We start from the raw sequence: 19,850 nt of genomic DNA, 5'->3' as shown, positions 1-19,850 counted from the left end.
GTGACTCATGATCTGATTATATTCTTCTCAACGATACTCTCCGAATTGGTCATGTTAAATGGAATACCGCTGCCTTTTTCCACGATATTATTTGTGATTATTGCAGGTCCACTTCCCAAACGTTCCTCTACTGCATACTTTGTCGACTCACGACATCTCAAAATGTTCTCAGAGATTAACACAGATTGACTAGATCGGCTCTCATTATCATCTAGAACGATCTCAGCAGTTGCATTGCCACTACTGTTATCTCGATTGAACACACTAGTAGTAATGTTCACTTGCTGTGATGACCGTACATTAATTCCATAGTTCTCATTCTCGCTAAATTTACTACCAGAGACTGTAATATTGTCACTTGGCTTTTCTCCGCTTCCAATTCGAATGCCATCCTTATTGTTATCCAGAAAGGACGAGACATTGATTATGACGTTGTCTGTTTGGTTTTGCACAACCAGACCACAACGTCCGTTCCCCTGGCCCGTTGAGTTATTAATGGTTATCTGATGCCCTTCTTTATCAGTCGTATTTATTCCATGGCGGTCATTAGCATAACTGATGCAATTTCGGATTGTCCCTCGTTCAACTCCTGCGAAGGTAAGGCCATCGTAGCCGTTATTTGTTGCCCGGCATGCATCAATCACTATATCCTTGGATGGAACGGCATTGTTTGCGTGAGGGTCAAATCCATAACCTGGGAAAGAGGTAGCCGTTACGTTTCGAACTTCCACTCTGTTTGCACCTGAGGTGTAGAAACCATACTCCTGACCATCGTTTCTGCGGGAGAGAGCAACATTCTCTCTGTTCCCATCAAGAGTCATATCGCTCACGATCACATCAGAACCTTCTACTCGGAGTAATCCCGCAAGGTTGAGACGAGGGTTATCAGCGAATTTCAAAATTGTAGAACCTTGACCTGCACCTCGTAGCCAGGTATTTGAAGGGATGATGACGTTGTCAGTGATGTCATCAATAATACCTGGACCGATGTCAATGATACCGGGAGTCTCTCCGAGTGATGCCAGGGCATCATCCAATACATCAATGTTCCTTGCAGATAGCTGAATGGTCCGTGTATCGCTGGATGGACTATTTCCGGATAGTGAAAACAGACCACCCGCGTTCTCGTATATGGATACACCACCGACGGCTCCTGTTATTGCTGCCGCTCCCCATTTGAGAAAGGACCGTCGATAGTCTTCTCTTTCATCAGATGTTTTCTCTCTCATCCAATTCCTATCAGAGAATGTAATGTATTTCCATCACTAATAATTTGTCACACTGTTAGAAATAATAGAGGCAGGTTGGAACTCATCGGGTATCCACGTATCGATAATTTGTCCATCGTTACTAATATTTCCAAGATACATAACAGAGAGAAGCGTCTTTTTGAGGAATGTTACTCATAATAGTATCCTGATAACAATGCCAACCGCCCATGAGTGATGGTTGCTATGTCGCCAGCAAGAGTGAATGACGAACCAGTCACTGTGGAAATCATTGGTTCTGGTACAGTCGGAAGTGCTACTGGTAAAGTATTAGATGAGTGGGGGCACGACGTCGTATTTAAAGATGTTTCTTCGGATGTAATCAATTCACTTCGGGAGGATGGATATCGCGCAGAAAAACCATCAAAGCAGATCAACGCAGATCTTTCACTCGTGTGTGTCCCGACTCCGTATAATGAGGACACAGGCCTATCAACTGACTATATTGAGGACGCGATAAAAACCCTCAGCAACCAGAATCCAGAGGTAGTCGCTGTCCGAAGTACTGTGCCACCGGGTACGACAAAGCGTATTGCTAACAGATACAGTATAATCGACTACGCCGTTGTTCCAGAGTTTTTATTCGCAGATACAGCTGTTAACGACCTTGAGAATACAGATCTAATGATTATAGGAAGCAACTCAGATACAGCAACGAAAATCATTAAACAGACCTTCAATTCGAGCGTGACCGGTTTTATAGAACTGACCGTTACCGAGGCGGAAATCGTGAAATTGGCGAGTAATTCTTTCGGTGCGACAAAAATTTCTTTTGCCAATGAGATGTGGCGACTCGCACATAGTGTGACTGAAGCTGACCCAGAGATGGTTCTATCTGCATTCAGGCAGGTCTGCCCCTGGATGGGTCCGAACATGGGTCTTGAGGGCGGATGGCCATATGGAGGTCACTGCCTGCCGAAGGACACAAAGGGATTAAAAATGTGGGCAGTAAATCGCAGGGAGGCTATCGTACCTCAACTTTCAGGAACAATAATAGAGAACAAGATTATGAGAGATATTAATGCAGAATCGGGCGATATTAATCAAGATTCACAGCAGTCAGCAATTGTGGAAGACTGACATGCCGTCAAATGTACTCGCGTATCTACCAATCGCTCTTGTCGGTATTTGGCGCTGGAGTGTATGGGCAGTGAAATTGTATCTTGCACGACGATACTCAGCATATACATTAGATGACGGAAAAGAACTTGAAGAATTAACGGTTTCTGTAGTTACTCCAGTATATCGACCAGATATCAACAGATTCATGAGTGCAGTCAGGTCGTGGCATGCAACAAATCCTCATGAGATAATCGCTGTAATCGACAAGGGTGACACTGAGACGATCAGACGCTTCCGTGAGTTTGCAGAGGATCACGAGAACATATCTTGTGTAGTTACCCCAAAACCAGGTAAACGACCGGCACTTGTTGATGGAGTAAAACAGACGAGTGGTGATATTGTCGCACTAGTTGATGACGATGTATACTGGCACGCCGATACAAAACGAGAATTTCTGAAACCATTTGCTAATTCAAGTGTTGGTGCGGTCAGTCCGCGTCAGGTGGTTCGTCATCAGGACACTATATCTCAAAAATTATACGAGATACAGATGCGACTCCAATTCTCTATAGACTACCCAGCCCTTTCTCACATGTCTAAATCACTTTCGTGTGTTTCTGGACGGACTGCGGTATATCGACGAGAGGCACTGCTCCCAGTAATCAGCGGCCTTCCTAAAGAAACCTTCCTCGGAAAGGAGGTGATTTCTGGTGATGATAAGTATCTTACTCGAGCTGTCCAGGCCGCAGGATGGAGGTCAATATACCAGTCAACAAGTGTCATAGATATTGGTGCCACTCCGAATATGAATCAGTTCATCAGTCAGACTATTCGATGGACGCGGAATACGATCAGATCTGATCTCAAGGCATTTTGTGAGGGCTGGATCTTCGATCGGAAGGGGCTGGCTTACTACACGGCTGATAGATTTGTAGCTGCTTTTGCCATCTTAATGGCACCTCTGTACTTTTCTTTGTCACTCGCGCAGTCTGCATACTTCGTGAGCGCCGCTATCCTGTTATGGTGGTTCGTCTCACGCTCCTGCAAGATGTATCCGTTTCTTTCAACATACCCAAAACGATTTCATTACGTACCAGTTTATACAGTCAGTTCGTTCATCAGTTCGCCGATCTACCTCTATGCCCTGTATAGTGCAAATACTCAGGGTTGGTTGACCCGAGGTGATGATAGTCGTTTTGGGTTCAATCAGCTCCGACAAAAAGCTGTGACATCTCTTTCTGTGCTTCTCGCATTAGGCACTATGAGCGCCTATATCTACCTTCTATTAATTATAAAATATTAAATTGAATATTTGTATACAATATTTATATTAGTTTAAGTATATTGTACGAGCTAGCAATCAGCGATTCGTTCTGTAGGAAGCAACCATTCACAATCAAAGTTGCCACATCTACCTAGTCCTTTCGTTGATTGGTTACAACCCGACTGTGCTCATCGACTTGATAATGTTCTCTTCGGTTGGCGCCGCCAGATACGGCTCGATGGCATCGTACGAAGACCACCCACCAAGTGCCATCACGATCCGCGGAGAAACGTTCTCTTCGACGAGGAGGTGGTTCGCCCAGCAGCGCCGGAGATCGTGTGTGGAGATCCGTCGATAGTCGTCGTCGTCCAATTCGTCGGCGGCGGCGTCGGCAGCGTCTTCGACCCAGTACTGGATGGTGCGTTTGGACTTGTCGATGAGTGGCTGGTCGTCGGCGAGAGCGTGCTGTTGGATGTACCGATTGATGATAGCCTCGGCGTCGATCGGCAGCCAGGTCTCGCGTTGTTTGCCGCCGTCGTATTCGCCGGTCGTGTCTTTCCCACCAACAACTTCGAGCTCGTAGTGTCGACCATCAGCCATCCGCGAGATGTGTCTGGGCTCGACGTCAAGTATCTCAGCTACACGGAGACCGCAGTCACCCATCAGACGGATCGCGATCTCCCGCTGGGTGGTCGCCGCTCGTCTCGGGAGTTCGCGATACTCGTCCCGGGTCATCCAGACGTTGTAGCTCCCGTCCTTGTTACGCTCCGTTCGCATTTCACGTTCCTCCCCGAGAGTATGCAACTTCAACCTATCGGCGCTGAAAGCCGACCGAGCAAAACGGCCTAATTCGCGTGTTTCGAGACAGCGCCTTGCCATCGGTTGCGTGTTTGTAGAAAAACATGCAATAAGCTACACAAAACACATACAGCACTACAAAATAGTTCTATTTTAGTATTGAGAATGAATACTATACTAAACTATATTTAATTTAAATTTCAGTGAGTGGTTACCAATTGTCTATAATTCTATTTTGGGGGTTAGTCATCATCACACACAACTTCTAAACCGTAACGAGTTGGATACGTATTTATGTCTCAGCGAAACGCTAGTCTATCTCGGGAGTGGGAAGCTCTTACTGACGCTCATGAACGGGCATTAGCCAGTTACCGCGCGAGTTACGAACAACTTCTCACGGATGAGAGTCCTGACCCGCTCGCGATTGTCGGGGCATACCGGTCGGGGAAGACACAATTGATGTACCAGATGTTCAGGGAAGCCTGGGAACAAGATATTGGTGCTGTTTATATCAATGACCCAGGAGAGCTACTCGCTGAATTTGAGGCTGCTGACGAAACAGATATTGCAACGTGGCTATCGGACCGAATTGAAGCGGAGGTCGCTGCGTACGTCACACAAGACCCTACTCAGGTGAAATGGTTTCCAAATGCATCCTCAAGCCAGAAGGAAGAGTGGCTTGAGAATAATGTCACAGTTGATTCTGCTGATGAAATTACGAAGTACGCAATCTTCATCGACGAAGTAGAGCAGCACTATGAAGACTTCATGCAGGCACTCGATACTGATGACTCCAATCCACTTCGCATAATCAACGACGGGGTGCCCGATACGCTCAAAGTCTGGAGCTTTGGGATGCTGTCCGCCTATGAGTTCATCGGTGAGGCTGACTGGGGCCGGTTAAAAGAAATCCGGGTCCCACCGCTCAATGTCGAGGAAGTCTACGAACGACTTGATGAGAAGGACCCCGGTTTAAACTCCCTTGCAAATGTCATTTGGTGGATGGCCCGCGGCCGGACAGGGCTTATTATAAAATTCATCGAAGAAATGCCGCCCACGGCGCTTGATGACGTTCATGGGTGGTTCGAATCAGTGTCGCTTGAAACTCAAGGGAGGGATGTTATCGACTCGATCTGGACTCAATTGGATGCGGAGTTGTGGAAGCCAGCCTGTCGAGCTCTCGCATTCCAATCAGACGGGCTTGATAGCTATCTGCTCGAAGGGACTGAAGCCTACACGAAGGAGGACATGGTCAACCTCGTCAGCAACATTATTTTCGAAGCCTCGGAATTTCCTGGAGAAGAAGGTAGTGACGCAAAGGAGATCATCCGTCGGAATACTGAGCGTGTCTTTGACGGACTCTGCTTGCCGAAACAGCGACTGTTCCCGTACCGCGAGATAATGTTCGAGAAGGAGGAAGTGGACGGGATCCTCTCACTGATCGAAGACCAGATTCTGTCGTTCGAGCCTACGGGTCCGGGTCGGCAACAAGCGGTCGAATCGCTCGAAGTCGAAATGTCTACCTTCCAAAACAAACTGTTTGATGCTAATGATTCTATCGACGCCGTCGAAGAGGAGGTAGTCGTTCCAAAGCCCTCCAAAATCGACCAAGCATTCCAGCCAATTGCTCTCAATCCCGATTTGGTCTGCGAGACACCGACCTGGCAACTCAAAGAACAGATGGAGGAAGGGCTAACTATCGAGCCCGAGTCAACGGCTGATATCCCAGTGTACTTCTGCCCGACCGAAACAGCCCTTGAGAATCAACTGCGTTCGATTCGTAACAAACGAGATATTACTGAGCCTGGATTGCTCGTTGTTGACCCTGAGTTTGAGGATGCCGTTCCGGATGAATTTGATTTCCTCATCAACCACGCACTCATCGACGTCGTAACTCACGAATCGAGTTTGCTCTGGGACTTCATCCTCAACCTTTGGGGCCGCCTACGCGAGCGGGAAATGTTGTCGAATGGAGCGATGGATGATGCTATCCAGCGGGAATTGTTGGAAGACGCCGACTCGCGGGATGTCCGAAACACGATTGAAACCCTCTATGACCAGGTCGAACGGTTTGCGACCGAACAAGCCGATTCATTTGCAAACGATTATCTGAGCCGATATTCGCGGTCCAATACGCAGACACTCGTCTGGAATGAAAACAGGCTACAACATGATACTCCTTTCTGGACGCAAGGACAAATATCGGAACTTCCAGTTACCCTCTCATATCTACTGGTGCTCTCTGATGAACCTGACTTTGGGCAACGGTACGGCGATATCCATCGGGCTATTGAACGGGCACTTGATGAAGACCTGATTTCTGGTGGATCTGCGTTCCCTTACGGAGAGTATATTGACAATCTGTACAGTGAAAACGAGTTCTCAAACACGCTGAATCAGCAACGAGCACACTACTCTGGTGGCAATGGACTCGACGCTTCCGTACAAAATACCCAGAGTATTCTCGGTGAGTTAGCTCGTGACTTCGGTGAAGAGACGGTCATAGACCGGGTAAACGATACGGGGAGAGAAGCTAAGAAGGGGCAAATCCCGGTTCTGGATGTTGATGTTGCACGACATAGTTATGCATTCCTGCGTGCCAATCTAATGGCAGAGTTTGTAACGAGTAGCCGCTCCCAGTTCGATTTGGCCAGTAAACTAACGGAACTCGCAGACGAGTTTCGTGATGCCAACTCCAACGTCGAGGATGCGCTCGAGCGGATTGAAACGGCAAACGAAACACTGAGCTCTCCAGACACCGCTGACGTCGGAACCTGGATTGAGCTCGATCCTGGGACCTTCAACGCATACAAAGAGATTCTTGAAACCACTATTGAGGGGATTGAGGATCTTGTTGACCAACTCGAAATTAATTCTGGCATCGCACCCCTCGCATATGCCTACTGGATACAGTTACGACAGTTCGCCGAGCAGATGTCTAAAGAATTCGATAAAGATGAGGCGAAGCTGGGAAGCATGGATATCTCGGCGATTGAAGACCTCAAATCCATCTATGATGACCTGTATCAGACGGCAGAAGAATCAGAGATACTTGTCGAATACTTTGCTTCCCGAGACCAACTCCTCACGAAAGTCGAACGAATCGGAAATGACATTTTCGACTTTGCATCTGGCGAACACCGGTTGACGCTACCAGCTAATATTGACAGAGTCAATGAAATCAATCGCGAAGCGGACAAGTATCGGCCAGAAATCGAAAGCGTACGTGAATTGTTCGACCGGCTCGAGGATCGGCACGAGCGTCTTGAATCAGAAATGGAAACGATTGAGGACGAACTCGAAGAACTCCTCCAGATGGTGCTTCAAGATCAGGAGGTGCAAGCATGAGCCAGTCTGACGACGTCGACGCCGTAGAAGAATTCACCCAGGAACTGGAGGATACTATTGGAACAGTAGAAGAAACGAGAAATAAACTTGACGAGGTCGAGGACTGGTTGGAAGGAGCGCCGAAAGAATGGGAGCGAATGGGGTCGGAAAACAAGGAAGCGTTTCGTGGTCGGGCGGCAGAACTTCAAAGTCAACTTCGGACGATAGACACCCCCACCGAACTTGTCGACCAGGCACGAGAGATTCAAGAAGCGCTTTCGGAACCGATTCAAGAAACGACCATCAACCGTTTCCGGGAAATACTGGACCAGCTTGGCTTAGAACTGAGTCAAGACCGAGAGGCTGAATTAGAAGCACAAATCAAACAGCGCCCTGCCTCAGATCTTCAAAACGATGCAGACGCCTATCAGGAAGTTATCACTGTTCTTGAAGATTTACCGCCACTTTGTGATAGTATAGTCTCCGAGCGTGTCAAGAGCGACGTTGCAAGATATCTTATTGGACCAGCAAATGACCTCACCCCACTGGTCGAGAATGTCCAACGGCGGCGTAATGTGTTGGTCAAGCTCGAATCGATGTTTGATGATGCGGGACCGTGGGTTCCAGCAGAGGTGACACAAATATCAGATGAAGAGTCGATGTATCAGTCACTCGACGAGCCTGTTGATATTGATTCTATTAGTGATGAAGTAACCGAAATCAACAGATATATTGAGGGAATTCAGTACGATATTACGGGGACCGTTCGCGAGGATACCCTTTCAAAAATAGCTGACTGCCGGCCGAATGAGATCCAGTCGCAGCTGAACGAAATTGCATCAGGGCTCGCTCGATTCCAAAACCAGTACTACGAGTCATTGCAGAATGCCGAACAAGTTCTCGCCAAAGACGTTCCGGACTCTCTCGCTGATGCAGCCTCGGAAATTAAAGAGAAATACGAAAAGTTCGACACGGGAGCCGCCAGTTCGGTCTCGGAACTGAACGCGCAAGCTAGTGCGATTGACAATGAATTCGATTCGTTCGTTGAGACCACAAGCCAGGAACTTACCCGGTTAAGTTCGATGTGCTCAGAAATCCGGATGACATTTGACGTCTCAAACATCGAGTTCGTCTCACCACCATCGGAACTCGGGGACCTCTCAGCGAGCAGAGTTCGAGGAAACCTTGACACATCGTTTGAGGCCATCGAGGACCAGCACCGCTGGTTGGATGATGCGTTCGATGAGATCGCATCTCAATTTGAAGCTACAGATGTCCGGGAGTTGTTCGAGAGGATGTATAATGAGGATTCAGTTCCTCTGTCAGAGATTCAAATTGAATCCCTGGAAGCTCTAAAAGGGAAGCTACCAATAGAGTTGTCCCTGGAAGGATGAGTTATGTTCAGGCGGAACAGCTCAAAGAAATGCTTGCCACCTCCCATGTCGAATTGGTACCGGAGCCACGTGGGTTTGGCAAGGAGCGCGGAGTCCCTGACTCAGTCGTTTGGCTTCGTCCCGACGCGATCACGGTAAACCGTGTGTTGCCCATCCTTGTTGAGCTTGAGGGCCGACTTTTCAATGTGGATGATTTCAGGAAGTTCGCTGCCCGCCACAGCGATAACGAGCCATACCAACACCACGTTGAGCTGCCGATTATGGATGTCGACGCCGATTCGTTTTCAACGCCCTTGTCCTATGACGTGCTTGCTATCGGGAGCAAACTATTGAGTGACGATTCTGAGCTGACTGAACCACAGTTTCACGACATTATCAGGAAATGGTTCGATCAGCATGCGGACGCCATTCGAACTGACGCTCGAATCACCGTTCGGGAGGGGACACGGCTCGTCTGGTGGACAGTTGCGTTCGAGATGTTGAACCATGAGTTCAAAACGCAGATCCCGTTTGTCGTCGATAAGGGACCGACACTCCAGGAAATCCTTCGACTGCAAGCATCTCGAATAATCATCCCCTCGATTGCGGTCATCAATAACTCTTCTCGACGTGATTCGTCGGGAGTGAAATCATACGAAACGGACATTCAATTCACTCGATTTTCCTCAGCACAATTGTCCGACTAATCCAGTGGCTATCTCTGGCGAAAACCAACAATGTACGCCTTGACTGGAAGGTCACTCTTCCCAGGCGGGACAAATCGAAGTATACGGGCAGGTTCCGCACCGTGATTCATCCGGTAGGTCATTGCGGGCAACAGTCCCGGGATCAGGATCCGGGTCGACCGGCAAGCCTTCCCGGGTGGTGACTGGCAATTCCTCCTCTAAGCGTCGAAGATAATCTGCAAAGAGGTCCCGGTCCACGTTTTGGACAACCTCAGTCTCCTCCTCTACATAGATTATGCGGGCAGCGGTCGTTTCAATCCCATATTCTTCGCGCAGGAGCCAGACATACGTCGCAAGTTGCCAGCGGTACTTGTTCCACAGATATGACTGTTCCTCGGCGACGCGTCCGGTTTTGTAATCCACGATGTACCAGTCGTCACCAACCCGATACAGGAGGTCAACGAACCCCTGTATGTGAACCTGCGGCTCATCAGGATGTAAGGCAGAGAGCTCGTACTCCGGGAGAATCTGATCTGCCTTTTGAACTTCCTTCCACGTGTTACTCTGACGGTACTGACCGACGATTCGCTCTAAATTGGACCGGATATCCGATCGGTCTCGGAGGAATGACTGAAGTCGGCTGTCTGCGGTCCCGAGGTCATTATTGCGATAATCGATATGAAGCTCTTCAAGTGCATTGTGGACGATGTTGCCCCATCCAGTGGGAGAGATTCCCTCAGGATTGTTCGAGTCCGGCGGAGACGTCCCACGTGACTCACTCACATTTTGGAGGGCTCGATACTGGAACCTCCTGGGGCAAGCAATTAGATCATGAAGTGTTGACGGACTCAGGCGTCGAGGAGCGAAATTGACACCATCCCAGTTTTGGGTCGCTACACCAGATTCAGTGGAGTCTTCCGCATTGCGGTTGCTGTCCTCAGGGTTGACATCCATTCCGATCGGATCTGGCTCAAGTGGGGCTGCCTGAGGCAACTGGTCAACCCATAGAGGAAGTTGGCCGTCATGGTTTGTATCATCAGGGTGGGCCCCAACGAGTGGACTGTCATATCGACCAGCGTGCCATGATGCTCCTGGTCGGAAGTGTTGGTTCAGCGCTTTTGCCCATGTCGTCCATCGTTGGGAGTGGTGGAGATCATCACCAAGCGGAGTGATCAAATGGTCTCCAGCACGCGTAAATGCAACATACAACAATCGCCAATATTCTGCGAGCTGATCTTCGAGTGCGGCATTGAACGGGTGAGGGAATTGTAACGCACCTGAATCGTCTCGTGCCTGGGAAATCCAGGTCGTCCCCGTATCATCAGCATGGTTCCAGTTGCTCCCAGGGCCAGCATCATATGAAATTGGGCCCTGATTGTTCCGGGGATGGATAACGAGCTCACGCTGCTCATCACGTCGAAGACTGAGATATAATTCGCCGGTCGGATTCCCTCCAGGGCCGGCGAGGAGATCTGCGAGGACGACGATATTGAACTCCAGTCCTTTCGATCCATGGGCCGTTCGGAGTTTGACTGTCTCGTCTGCGTTGCTGTCAGTAACAGCCGCCACTTCGAAACTACCAGACCCACTCTCTGCTCGGTCCTGATATCGCCGAAGTCTGTTAACGAACTCGCGATACGGAAGCAACTCTTCTTCTTCCCAGTCCCGCGTTACTTCGACTAACATCCAGAGATTGCCGTATTTTTGTCGTGCATCATCTCCGGTGAGGAGGATAGCTTCGATTGCCGTGTGTTGAATTATTTTTTGCACCAGGTTGGCTTTCGAACCTTCCCTGTCCCACCGGAGGTCGCTTCGTAAATCGACCAGTCGTTGTAACCGAAGGCGGTCACCAGCCGGAAGGTCAGAGTCCACCCATTCGTCTAGCGACTTTGTTAGATCTAGCTCGTTACTCACGATGAATCGAATCGTCGCATCTGAAAGAGCGGTTACCGGTGAGCGAAGGATACGTAACAAAGAGTCCTTTGAGTGGGGATTTGCAAACCAATCCAAGACGTCGATAAGGAAACTGACCTCCTCAGTTTCGAAGAGGCCGCTCTGTGCGACGACAGCGTTTTGGATACCGTGATTGTCAAGGGCTGCACGGAAGCGGTGCATGTAGGTCGACCGCCGGAAAAGCAAGGTGAAGTCACCCGCCTTCGCAGGCCGTGTCGCCGTTTCTTCCTGTAACTCACCATCACCCTCTGGTTCATCTTCTCGGTCAACCTCCAAGGTTTCCTCTTCTAGAACACCATGGATCGCTGCGGCGACGTCTCCCGGTTCCCGTTGCCGGAGTTCCTCCGAATTTCCATCGCCTAGCCGAAGCACATGGAGGTGTGCCTGGTCGGGTTGGGTCTCTTCACGAAACGGACGGAGTGGTGTATAATCAATATCAAAACTCCCGATATCCCCGCGGCCAGGGTCCGTGAACAGTTGGGAAAACAGATGATTTGCAGCCCGAACGAGGTGTGGATGACTCCGAAAGTTCGTCTCCAACTCCGCTCGTGTCCAGTCAGTCGCCCCGAGGTACTGGTCTGGGTCAGTCGATCCGCTATCTGCATGGTCAAGAATATCTGCAAATATCTCGGGGTCTGCAGACCGCCAGCTGTAGATAGACTGCTTCACGTCACCGATGACCAGGACCTGTGTCCGGTCATCACTTCCAGTCGATTCTGCTGTGGCGCGACCGTTTGAGATGAGATGAGAGAGAATTTGACATTGCGCATAGCTCGTGTCCTGGAACTCGTCGATAAAGAGGTGACTAAACCGCCCTCCCAAACTCGCTGCAAACTCTGCACCGTCGTCGCTCTCCAGATATTCCCAGACCAGATACGTGATATCTGTATAGGAAAGGGCTCCTTCTTCACGGGTTTGCTCATCATAGGCTGTTTCGAATGCATCAAGAACATCCTCCACAGCTTCTAAAAAGGCGATATTATAACGATACTCCGATTCGATTGCTTCGACAGTCTGTTCAGTTGGCTGGTTGAGATCCACCCGCTCTTGCCCAGTCAATTGGGCGACAATCTCGGTGATATCCCTCGGGTCAAAGGGTAGTTCCTGACCTTGATGGAGCTGTGTTTGATACTGCACCGAGAACATGTCCGTGTCCGAATCAAATGGATAGCAAAACTCCCTGAGCTTCTGTTGTATATCGTAAATGAACTCCCGTGTGGTCGTACTGTCATCTTCGAACTCTTGGTCAAGTAGCTCGACAGCTTCCTCCAGCTGCGAGTCCTCCCGCAGTTTTTGGAACAATTCCCGCAAGAGGTCCGCGGTCTCCAGGTCATCTCGGACTTCGAAATCAGGGGAATAGCGACATCAGTAGCCACCTCCTGGAGAAGTGATTGAACAAGTGAATCGATAGTACCGATTTCACTTGCCGTTTCGACCCACCGCCAGAGATCCGTATCAAACTCTATGCCGCTTGCAACCTCGTGGTCGCGAAGTAACCTCTTGATTTCTGATTTCAATTGTCCGGCTGCATCCCGGGTAAATGTGGTTACAAGGATGTCTTCGAACGGATTCTGTTCGAGAGATTCAGGGTTCGGTAGACAATTTCGGAGCACCGCCTCGGCGACAACGCGTGTCAACGTGGCGGTTTTCCCAGTCCCAGCACCAGCACCAACTGCAACTCGGCCAGTCCCTTCGTGGTACCCTGCCATAACATCCGCCTGCCCGGGTGTAAATTCGAAATCGTCTCCCAGTGCTAACTCAAGTTCAGCTGCGAGTTCGTCGTGATTCATTGGTTAATTACCCCCTGGCGCTCAGGGACCATACAGAGGCCTCGATACACGCACCGCAGACATTCGTCTTCGTTAACGAGCTCTTCGTTGACGGTCACTTCGGGTGGTGTTGTTGTGGCGAGAGTTGTTGCGTGCTCACCTACATCCTCCCTCCAGGACTCGACTTTTGTCTCATACCATTGGTTCCATCCACCTCGAGCTTGGATCGACTCAAAGTTCGCGACAGGACCATCGTCTTCCTGGTAGAGGTCCTCCATATGATTGGATTTGGCCACGACGAACCGCCCGCCATCGAGGTCACCATACTGTTCTTGCAGGCCAATGCCAAGTACGTTATTGCCGGCTACCTCTCGTTCGTACTCGCGACCGCTGATAAGTCGATGGTCGAGTGCATATTTTGAGTTGTAGGTACAGTCTTCGTCCCGGCATTCGATACACAGAGTTGAGCAGCCTTCTTCGACCTCCCAAATCGGGTCATCATGTGTGAAGCAGCCTTTAAATGCCGAGCGGGCTCGGTCGCTGAATCTCGTAAAGAAAATGGGTAGGTGGTATGGCTTCGATTCGGTCTCAACCTTATCTGCCCTGTATGGTGGTACCTTCACTTCGAAGCCTTCGATATCGATTACACCGCCACTGCGCCATTCCCAGTCCCGTTCAATTCCTGCCGAAACCTCTGCCTCGACGAGTTGTCGCTCGGCCCGGAGGTTTTCGAAGATCGTTATTTCGTCAAATTCTTCGAACTCGTCTTGTTCAAGCAGCCACGTTCTAAGCTCCTCATCGGTGTCGAATTGTCGAAGCCCCTCGGTGGGACTTTGTCTTTCGGGCAGATAGTCTTCTATCAGGGCCCGCCACTTCTCAACATATCTTGGGTCCGCGTAGTTTTCTCGGACAATATGTGGGAGGCTACCTAGTCGATGATGCGGATAGTTGCTGGAATAGTACGGAATTGTGTCCCGGTCGGGTGCCTCTCCTTCGAAATTGTAGAGGAATTGGTAATAGTAGTACTTGAGGCCACACTGCCCCAAGAGGTCTAACTCATGTGGGTGATGGGGCTCACCACTAATTGCTGCATATGAAGTGTCCGCAAACGCTGGTTCATCCGGATCAATCTCGATATTGAGTGGGGGGTGGTGATAGCGGTCAAGACGAGGATACAGTTCATTCGATAGGACGTCGCTGTCAACCTGTGAGAGGAGGGCTGCGATATCTGCACGGCTCACAACAGGTTGTGTCTCAGGACGGTCGCGGTGGGCGTGATAGAGAAGCGTGCGAAGGCGCTCTCGAGGGGCGATGCGGCTACTGACATCACGCCAGTCTTCCTGAGCCACAATTTCATCGTCTTCGCGCTCAACGCTCGGTTGTGGCAACCACTCGCCAACGTCGGTCCGTTGGGCAATCTCATCGGGGTTGAGTAGGTCAACGAATGAAGACCACGCTACATTGTTGCCCTGTGTATCACGATAGGTATGATATAAGGTGATTTCTGCATCCTCTGATGCCGTTGCCAATGCCGATTGATAGAAATCGACTGCTTGGCCGTAACTTGAAGCTCGGTTATCGAGATGTAGCTCGGGATTCTCACCACTGACTGCACTGTCATGCACTGCCTGCCTGAGATCTGAATGGAGGAACGTCGGTGTACCAGGACTGGCTGGGAATTCTTCGGCGTTCAAGCCCAAAATGTACACATATTTCGCCTCCCTGTAGTAGGCGTTACCAGCGTCGAGGAGCGGGATTGCATGGCGGTCGAGCTGTTGCTTCCCGTATGTCTCGCTACCGAGCACTGCTGAGAGGGCTCGACTGACGGATTCCCAGGTGAGGTCAACATCAAACAGATTTCCAATCCGGTCGTAGTACCTTCCGACACTGTCCAGTTGACTCCGAACCCGTTCCCCGAGATTCGTTGCGTGAGTTTCCGTCAGTGCGATCCTGGTTATATCGATACCCGGCCCTTCGTACAGGTGCCGCTCGTGGTCAACGGTATGATGAATGTATGCATTGAGATACTTGCCGAGCAGGTCAACAAGTTCATCTCCATCCTCTGGAGGGTCGCCCACATGCGATTCAACGTCCTCTAGCAGGTTCTCAACAGCCCACCAAGCCGCTGTCCAGTGGGGCTGGTCATCGATAATTGTACGCCAGGTGTCGAATTCAATGCCCTGGTCGGGGTAGCGGTCAGGGTCACTGTTGTGTTGTTGTTGTTCGAGATGGAGGCGTTGTTCGATTTGGGTGAACCGGCGTCCCGCAAGTGGCCACTGATCAGGGTTGCTCTGTCGTGGACAGTAACCCAATCTGAGCGGGTCCATCAGCTCACCGTGTGTGATTTCAGCCGCTTTTTCAGCGCTTTCGATCAGTCCAACAAACGCAGAGATATATCGTAATGCAGGTGCGTTGGCAAGCGGGCGTCGTGTCTGGACATACAGAGGGACACCAACGGTACTGAATGCGTCTTCGATCAACGTCTGGTAGGTGCCAGCTTCAGGGGCGATGAGGAGGAACTCCTGTGGTTTCGCCCCATCCTGCAGTCGCTGTCGAATGTCGTTGGCGATGTGATCGACAAGTCGCCTCTCATCAGGTGCCTCAACGAATGTTGCGTTTTCCGGGACATCACTGCTTTCACCCTGTGTGGCAGCAAAGAGGGTGCGCGCTGCCTCACTGTCCATCGCGACTGCAGACTCGTCGATGGTTGTCGGGAGGTCAGAGTCGACCGGGAGCGCGTCAATCCGCGCTTTCAGTGGTTCGATACTACCGTGGTTTACAAACAGGTTGACATCCGGTGCATCGTCCGCTGCAGCGATTCGACTCAGAAATTGCAGGGTCGGATTGTCGAAAACACTGATGCTCCCCACAGCTATCCACTCAACCTGTCCGAAGTGATTGTCCCAGTCACTCCGGACTAAGTTCCGCGCGGCCCGAACCAGGTGACTTCGTGAGGGTTGTCGGTCAGCTGGGAGTCGGTCGAGTTGTCCATTGAGGAGCGTGGTCACTGCTTTAAATGCATCAATCGACCGTCGACTCTGGGCAATAGCAAATTCGTTCTCTAAGCCACGAATCGCACGTTCAAGCGCAACGGAGTCGGCACCAGCATCCGTACACCGATAGTAATCATCTAGCTCTTCGAGAAACGAATCGCGAACTGATTCCGTTTGGTAGGGAAGGCGGTCGGCTAATTCAACGATTGCTTCACGTTGGGCAGTATCCAGCTCCCTACTTTGTGAAAGAGAGTCGAGAGTGACTTCACTTATTGCCGGGTCAGCCGCCCGCAAACACTGTTCTAGAAGCGTTTCTCGAAGTGCGCTATCCAGAATAATATCAGCGTGATCCGTTGGTTCAAGAAATGTCGAGGCGAGGTCCTCAATGGTAGTTAGTTCTGTGAACCGTCCGGACGGAATCTGTTCACGGTCGATCCAGTCCTGGACGTTTTGTCGAACGATTTGTCCAGACACGATTGTGAGCCCGTTCCGACCCGCTCCCGGCTGGTCCGGTGTTTCTGCTGCACGATTACGTAAGTATTGCAAGAAAGAGCTGTCCCGAAGCCGAAGAGTCATAGCATCGTATTGATGTGAAATGTTGTTAAATCTTCTCTAGGTGTAGGGGTTTTGATATCACGGGGTGAGTATTTTACATTTTCACGAGCTATTCTCAAATTACTTTATGACGCTACTCTGACTACCTTCGCCACATTCAGCAGCCAGTTTCTGCCTGTCCCAACCTTGTATTTAATTGAACCGATAATTCCATACCAATCACTCAAAACATACTGAGTGTGCAGCAGCCAGACTGCGAACAACCAACGTGGTTCGATACAACGTGGTCGGAATGGGGCTCTCTCCACCCTAATAGTGAACATCTATCTAGCTTGCCCACAGACGAAGGTCTCTACCGAGTACGGCACGCGGATCGCGATGGACTCGAGTATATCGGAGAGACTGGCCGAAGCCTCAGAGGCCGAGTCCGAGCACTAGCACGCGGCGCATATGCGGATGAAATGCCGTATCGCGATCCCCATACCGCAGCACCGTGTCTATGGGCCGTCAGACAAGAGTTCGGACCTGAGTTAGAGGTCTCAATCGCAACGCCAGCAGCTGCAACCGACAAGCAGTCTCGGAAATCTCTGGAAGCGGCACTTATCGCCTGCTACCGACGCGACGTCGGAGAGAGCCCCACAGCGAATTTCGGACGGATATTGACTGGCTATGAGATCTCTGGCTACCGACGTGATGACTTCCGGGGTGGCCCACTCCCAAATGGGGAATCCGACCCACATTCTCAGCCAGGTGTCGGTCCAGTAGAATGGACAAATATGGAGCCGCTGACCATCACGGAATGGATGGGGCTCGATTGGTCGACACCGGCACGGCTCGAATCTGTAGACAGTACCATCCCCTCCTCAAACGGGGTCTATCGGATTTGGGTGAAATCCGAGTGTCCTCCACTGGAGTATATCGGGCAAAGTGCTAACCTCCGATCACGATTACGCACACATCGAAACAATCGGTCGCCGACGCTCACATTCAGTTACGCCCAACTACCTGAACACGATGCCCAGCACAAACGTGAAGAGATCGAAACCGATCTCATCGGTGCTCACTGGATTGTGACTGGGCAGAGCCCATGCGATCAATTCTAAACCTGGTCATTACCGATAGCTTAGGTGGGATACCAATTATTAGATAGCGACGATCACTTCACTTTCACTTCCACCCCGCACCCATGGCTCACCCCCTTTACAAATACCTCACTCTAGCTGAGTATGGGGGCAACATACGACGACAAAACGGTCCATGAGCGGGCCGAACTCCACACGTATCGCGAACACTGGACGACCATCATCCTGAACGAACAGGACGACGGCGACTGGCTCGCTACGCAGGGTGGCGTCGCCATCGAAGGTCACGGTAACACCGCCGCCGATGCCGCAGCCGAGTACTGTCGGAAGATCTCGGAGGCTGGCGATGAGTAAGGCCCGTCGTGGTGGGCCCGAGATTCGCTATCGCTGCCGGGCTTGTGGCCACCACTTCGCTGATTCGTTAGCTGGCGTCGTCGCGTGCCCGCGTTGCCAGACGATTGCTGACCACGAACAGGTAGGCCATGGACTCGAGTGACGGGCCACTGGGCAGCGAGTACGAAGCGATCGCCCGCCGTATCGGCGACGGCTGGCGAATCCGCTGTCCAAACGGCCATAGCGACCTCCGTGACCGCGATGGGCCATCGGTATTCTGCCACACGTGTAGAGAAGCGTACCACTACGACGAGCTCGTCGACGCCCGTACGGACGGGAGTCCGACTCTCGTCTCGCCACCCGACCAGCGCCATCCATGATTACAGACGCCAGAGCACTCAAACACGAATACGTTCCCCGAGACTTGCACCATCGGGGCGGCCAGCTCGATCACTTGTCGTCGGTCTTGGCGTCGTCGAGTTCCGACCTCTCAAACGATGTCTGTATCTTCGGTCCCAGCGGCGCCGGCAAGACGACCATCGCGAAGTATGCGTTAGGCCAGCTCGAACGCGAGCGACTGGATATCCGGTGGGGCTACGTCAACTGCATGGCCAACAACACCCCGGCAGCCGTATTACGGCGTCTGGTCCGTGATATGGGGCTCGGTGCCGACCTCCGGACAAACGGGTCGCCGAGGATAGAAGGAATCCAGCGGCTTCGTGAGTGTGACGACCAGTTGTTCGTGATCATAGACGAAGTCGCGGTTCTCGACGAAGCTACCCTGATCGCACTGTGGGAAATTCCCAGCGTCTCGCTCATCTGCATCACAGTCGACGAAGACGAATGGTTCGCCTCGCTCAGTTCGCAGGCGAATTCCCGGATGCAGACTGGAAAACGGATTCGGTTGGCCAAGTACAGCCATGCTGAGCTCGTCGATATCCTTGATGGTCGTGTCGTCCACGGCTTGGTAAGCTCACGGGTCGCCGATGGTGCAGTCGAACACATTGCGGACATCGTTGCCGGCAACGCACGCGAGGGGATCGCGATCCTTCGGCGGGCCGCAATGCACGTCGAGAAAAGCGAGGTGCAGGCGTTGACAATAGATGTAGTGGATGCCGTCGTCGATGATGCCGAAGCCGAGATCCGTGATCGACGAATTCGGTCGCTCGGTACTCATCAACGACTCCTGTATCAAGTTATCGACGACGCCGGTTCGGTCGATGGTGGCACGTTGCATGCGCGGTATGAAGCCCAGATTCAGTCACCAAAGTCTCGGTCGACACGCCGGCGTTATTTGCGGAGTTTGCGTCAGTATGGGCTTATCACGAGGGATGGTAGCACTCGCGGGACGCAGTACGAAACTACCGGAGGTGTCTGATACCTCAAT

General features: G+C 51.1%; 10 protein-coding genes and 2 pseudogenes. 7 read left to right on the top strand and 5 right to left on the bottom strand.

The genetic code is table 11. The features are described from left to right. Positions 1 to 5: 5 nt before the first annotated feature. On the bottom strand, positions 6 to 1,229 hold the full coding sequence (locus tag ACV7GQ_RS06155; RefSeq protein ID WP_470312646.1) for a right-handed parallel beta-helix repeat-containing protein: 1,224 nt from the start codon (positions 1,227 to 1,229) through the stop codon (positions 6 to 8). 216 nt (positions 1,230 to 1,445) lie between these two features. On the opposite strand from ACV7GQ_RS06155, the gene ACV7GQ_RS06150 reads away from it, so the two are divergent. Beyond that, on the top strand, positions 1,446 to 2,348 hold the full coding sequence (locus ACV7GQ_RS06150) for a Rossmann-fold NAD(P)-binding domain-containing protein (protein WP_470312645.1): 903 nt from the start codon (positions 1,446 to 1,448) through the stop codon (positions 2,346 to 2,348). Then, entirely contained in the window at positions 2,290 to 3,633 is a 1,344-nt protein-coding gene (locus ACV7GQ_RS06145) for a glycosyltransferase (protein ID WP_470312644.1), read from the top strand. Before ACV7GQ_RS06150 ends, ACV7GQ_RS06145 begins: the two co-directional genes overlap by 59 nt. Before the next feature lie 132 nt (positions 3,634 to 3,765). On the opposite strand, the gene ACV7GQ_RS06140 is transcribed toward ACV7GQ_RS06145, so the two are convergent. Then, positions 3,766 to 4,371: a tyrosine-type recombinase/integrase gene (locus ACV7GQ_RS06140; RefSeq protein ID WP_470312643.1), complete on the bottom strand. Its 606-nt coding sequence runs from the start codon at positions 4,369 to 4,371 to the stop codon at positions 3,766 to 3,768. Positions 4,372 to 4,851: 480 nt separating this feature from the next. Here ACV7GQ_RS06140 and ACV7GQ_RS06135 point away from each other — a divergent pair, with 480 nt between their 5' ends. From ACV7GQ_RS06135 to ACV7GQ_RS06125, 3 genes are read left to right on the top strand one after another with little or no spacing between them, the layout of a single operon-like run. Next, positions 4,852 to 7,740: a coiled-coil domain-containing protein gene (locus tag ACV7GQ_RS06135; protein WP_470312642.1), complete on the top strand. Its 2,889-nt coding sequence runs from the start codon at positions 4,852 to 4,854 to the stop codon at positions 7,738 to 7,740. After that, the gene (locus tag ACV7GQ_RS06130) at positions 7,737 to 9,113 is read left to right on the top strand and encodes a hypothetical protein (RefSeq protein WP_470312641.1); all 1,377 of its coding nucleotides are present in this window, start codon (positions 7,737 to 7,739) and stop codon (positions 9,111 to 9,113) included. Before ACV7GQ_RS06135 ends, ACV7GQ_RS06130 begins: the two co-directional genes overlap by 4 nt. Beyond that, positions 9,110 to 9,799, top strand: coding sequence for a hypothetical protein (locus ACV7GQ_RS06125; RefSeq protein WP_470312640.1), 690 nt, complete (start codon positions 9,110 to 9,112; stop codon positions 9,797 to 9,799). Before ACV7GQ_RS06130 ends, ACV7GQ_RS06125 begins: the two co-directional genes overlap by 4 nt. Positions 9,800 to 9,850: 51 nt before the next feature. Here the strand turns inward: ACV7GQ_RS06125 and ACV7GQ_RS06120 are convergent. The 3 genes and pseudogenes from ACV7GQ_RS06120 to ACV7GQ_RS06110 form a co-directional block, all read right to left on the bottom strand. Beyond that, positions 9,851 to 13,069, bottom strand: a pseudogene (locus ACV7GQ_RS06120) (UvrD-helicase domain-containing protein); the annotation flags it as partial. 32 nt (positions 13,070 to 13,101) lie between these two features. Beyond that, a pseudogene (locus tag ACV7GQ_RS06115) lies at positions 13,102 to 13,440 on the bottom strand (UvrD-helicase domain-containing protein); the annotation flags it as partial. 77 nt (positions 13,441 to 13,517) lie between these two features. Then, a complete protein-coding gene (locus ACV7GQ_RS06110) occupies positions 13,518 to 17,069 on the bottom strand; it encodes a hypothetical protein (protein WP_470312639.1) in 3,552 nt (1,183 codons plus the stop codon). Positions 17,070 to 18,274: 1,205 nt separating this feature from the next. On the opposite strand from ACV7GQ_RS06110, the gene ACV7GQ_RS06105 reads away from it, so the two are divergent. Further along, positions 18,275 to 18,484 carry a hypothetical protein gene (locus tag ACV7GQ_RS06105; RefSeq protein ID WP_470312638.1) on the top strand — a complete coding sequence of 70 codons (210 nt, stop codon included), beginning with the start codon at positions 18,275 to 18,277 and terminating at the stop codon, positions 18,482 to 18,484. A gap of 355 nt (positions 18,485 to 18,839) precedes the next feature. Further along, entirely contained in the window at positions 18,840 to 19,841 is a 1,002-nt protein-coding gene (locus tag ACV7GQ_RS06100; RefSeq protein WP_470312637.1) for a Cdc6/Cdc18 family protein, read from the top strand. Positions 19,842 to 19,850: the final 9 nt, after the last annotated feature.

The sequence above is a fragment of the Haloarcula sp. MBLA0163 genome (genome assembly GCF_055632435.1).
The sequence above is the reverse complement of the archived record's forward strand: the minus strand, read 5'-3'. Positions and strand labels throughout refer to the sequence as shown.

Excerpts from the sequence above, each read along its gene's own strand:
- ACV7GQ_RS06155 (WP_470312646.1), bottom strand. The coding sequence starts at position 1,229 with ATGAGAGAGAAAACATCTGATGAAAGAGAAGACTATCGACGGTCCTTT.
- ACV7GQ_RS06150 (WP_470312645.1), top strand. The coding sequence starts at position 1,446 with ATGGTTGCTATGTCGCCAGCAAGAGTGAATGACGAACCAGTCACTGTG.
- ACV7GQ_RS06145 (WP_470312644.1), top strand. The coding sequence starts at position 2,290 with ATGCAGAATCGGGCGATATTAATCAAGATTCACAGCAGTCAGCAATTG.
- ACV7GQ_RS06140 (WP_470312643.1), bottom strand. The coding sequence starts at position 4,371 with ATGCGAACGGAGCGTAACAAGGACGGGAGCTACAACGTCTGGATGACC.
- ACV7GQ_RS06135 (WP_470312642.1), top strand. The coding sequence starts at position 4,852 with ATGTACCAGATGTTCAGGGAAGCCTGGGAACAAGATATTGGTGCTGTT.
- ACV7GQ_RS06130 (WP_470312641.1), top strand. The coding sequence starts at position 7,737 with ATGAGCCAGTCTGACGACGTCGACGCCGTAGAAGAATTCACCCAGGAA.
- ACV7GQ_RS06125 (WP_470312640.1), top strand. The coding sequence starts at position 9,110 with ATGAGTTATGTTCAGGCGGAACAGCTCAAAGAAATGCTTGCCACCTCC.
- ACV7GQ_RS06110 (WP_470312639.1), bottom strand. The coding sequence starts at position 17,069 with ATGACTCTTCGGCTTCGGGACAGCTCTTTCTTGCAATACTTACGTAAT.
- ACV7GQ_RS06105 (WP_470312638.1), top strand. The coding sequence starts at position 18,275 with ATGGGGGCAACATACGACGACAAAACGGTCCATGAGCGGGCCGAACTC.
- ACV7GQ_RS06100 (WP_470312637.1), top strand. The coding sequence starts at position 18,840 with ATGATTACAGACGCCAGAGCACTCAAACACGAATACGTTCCCCGAGAC.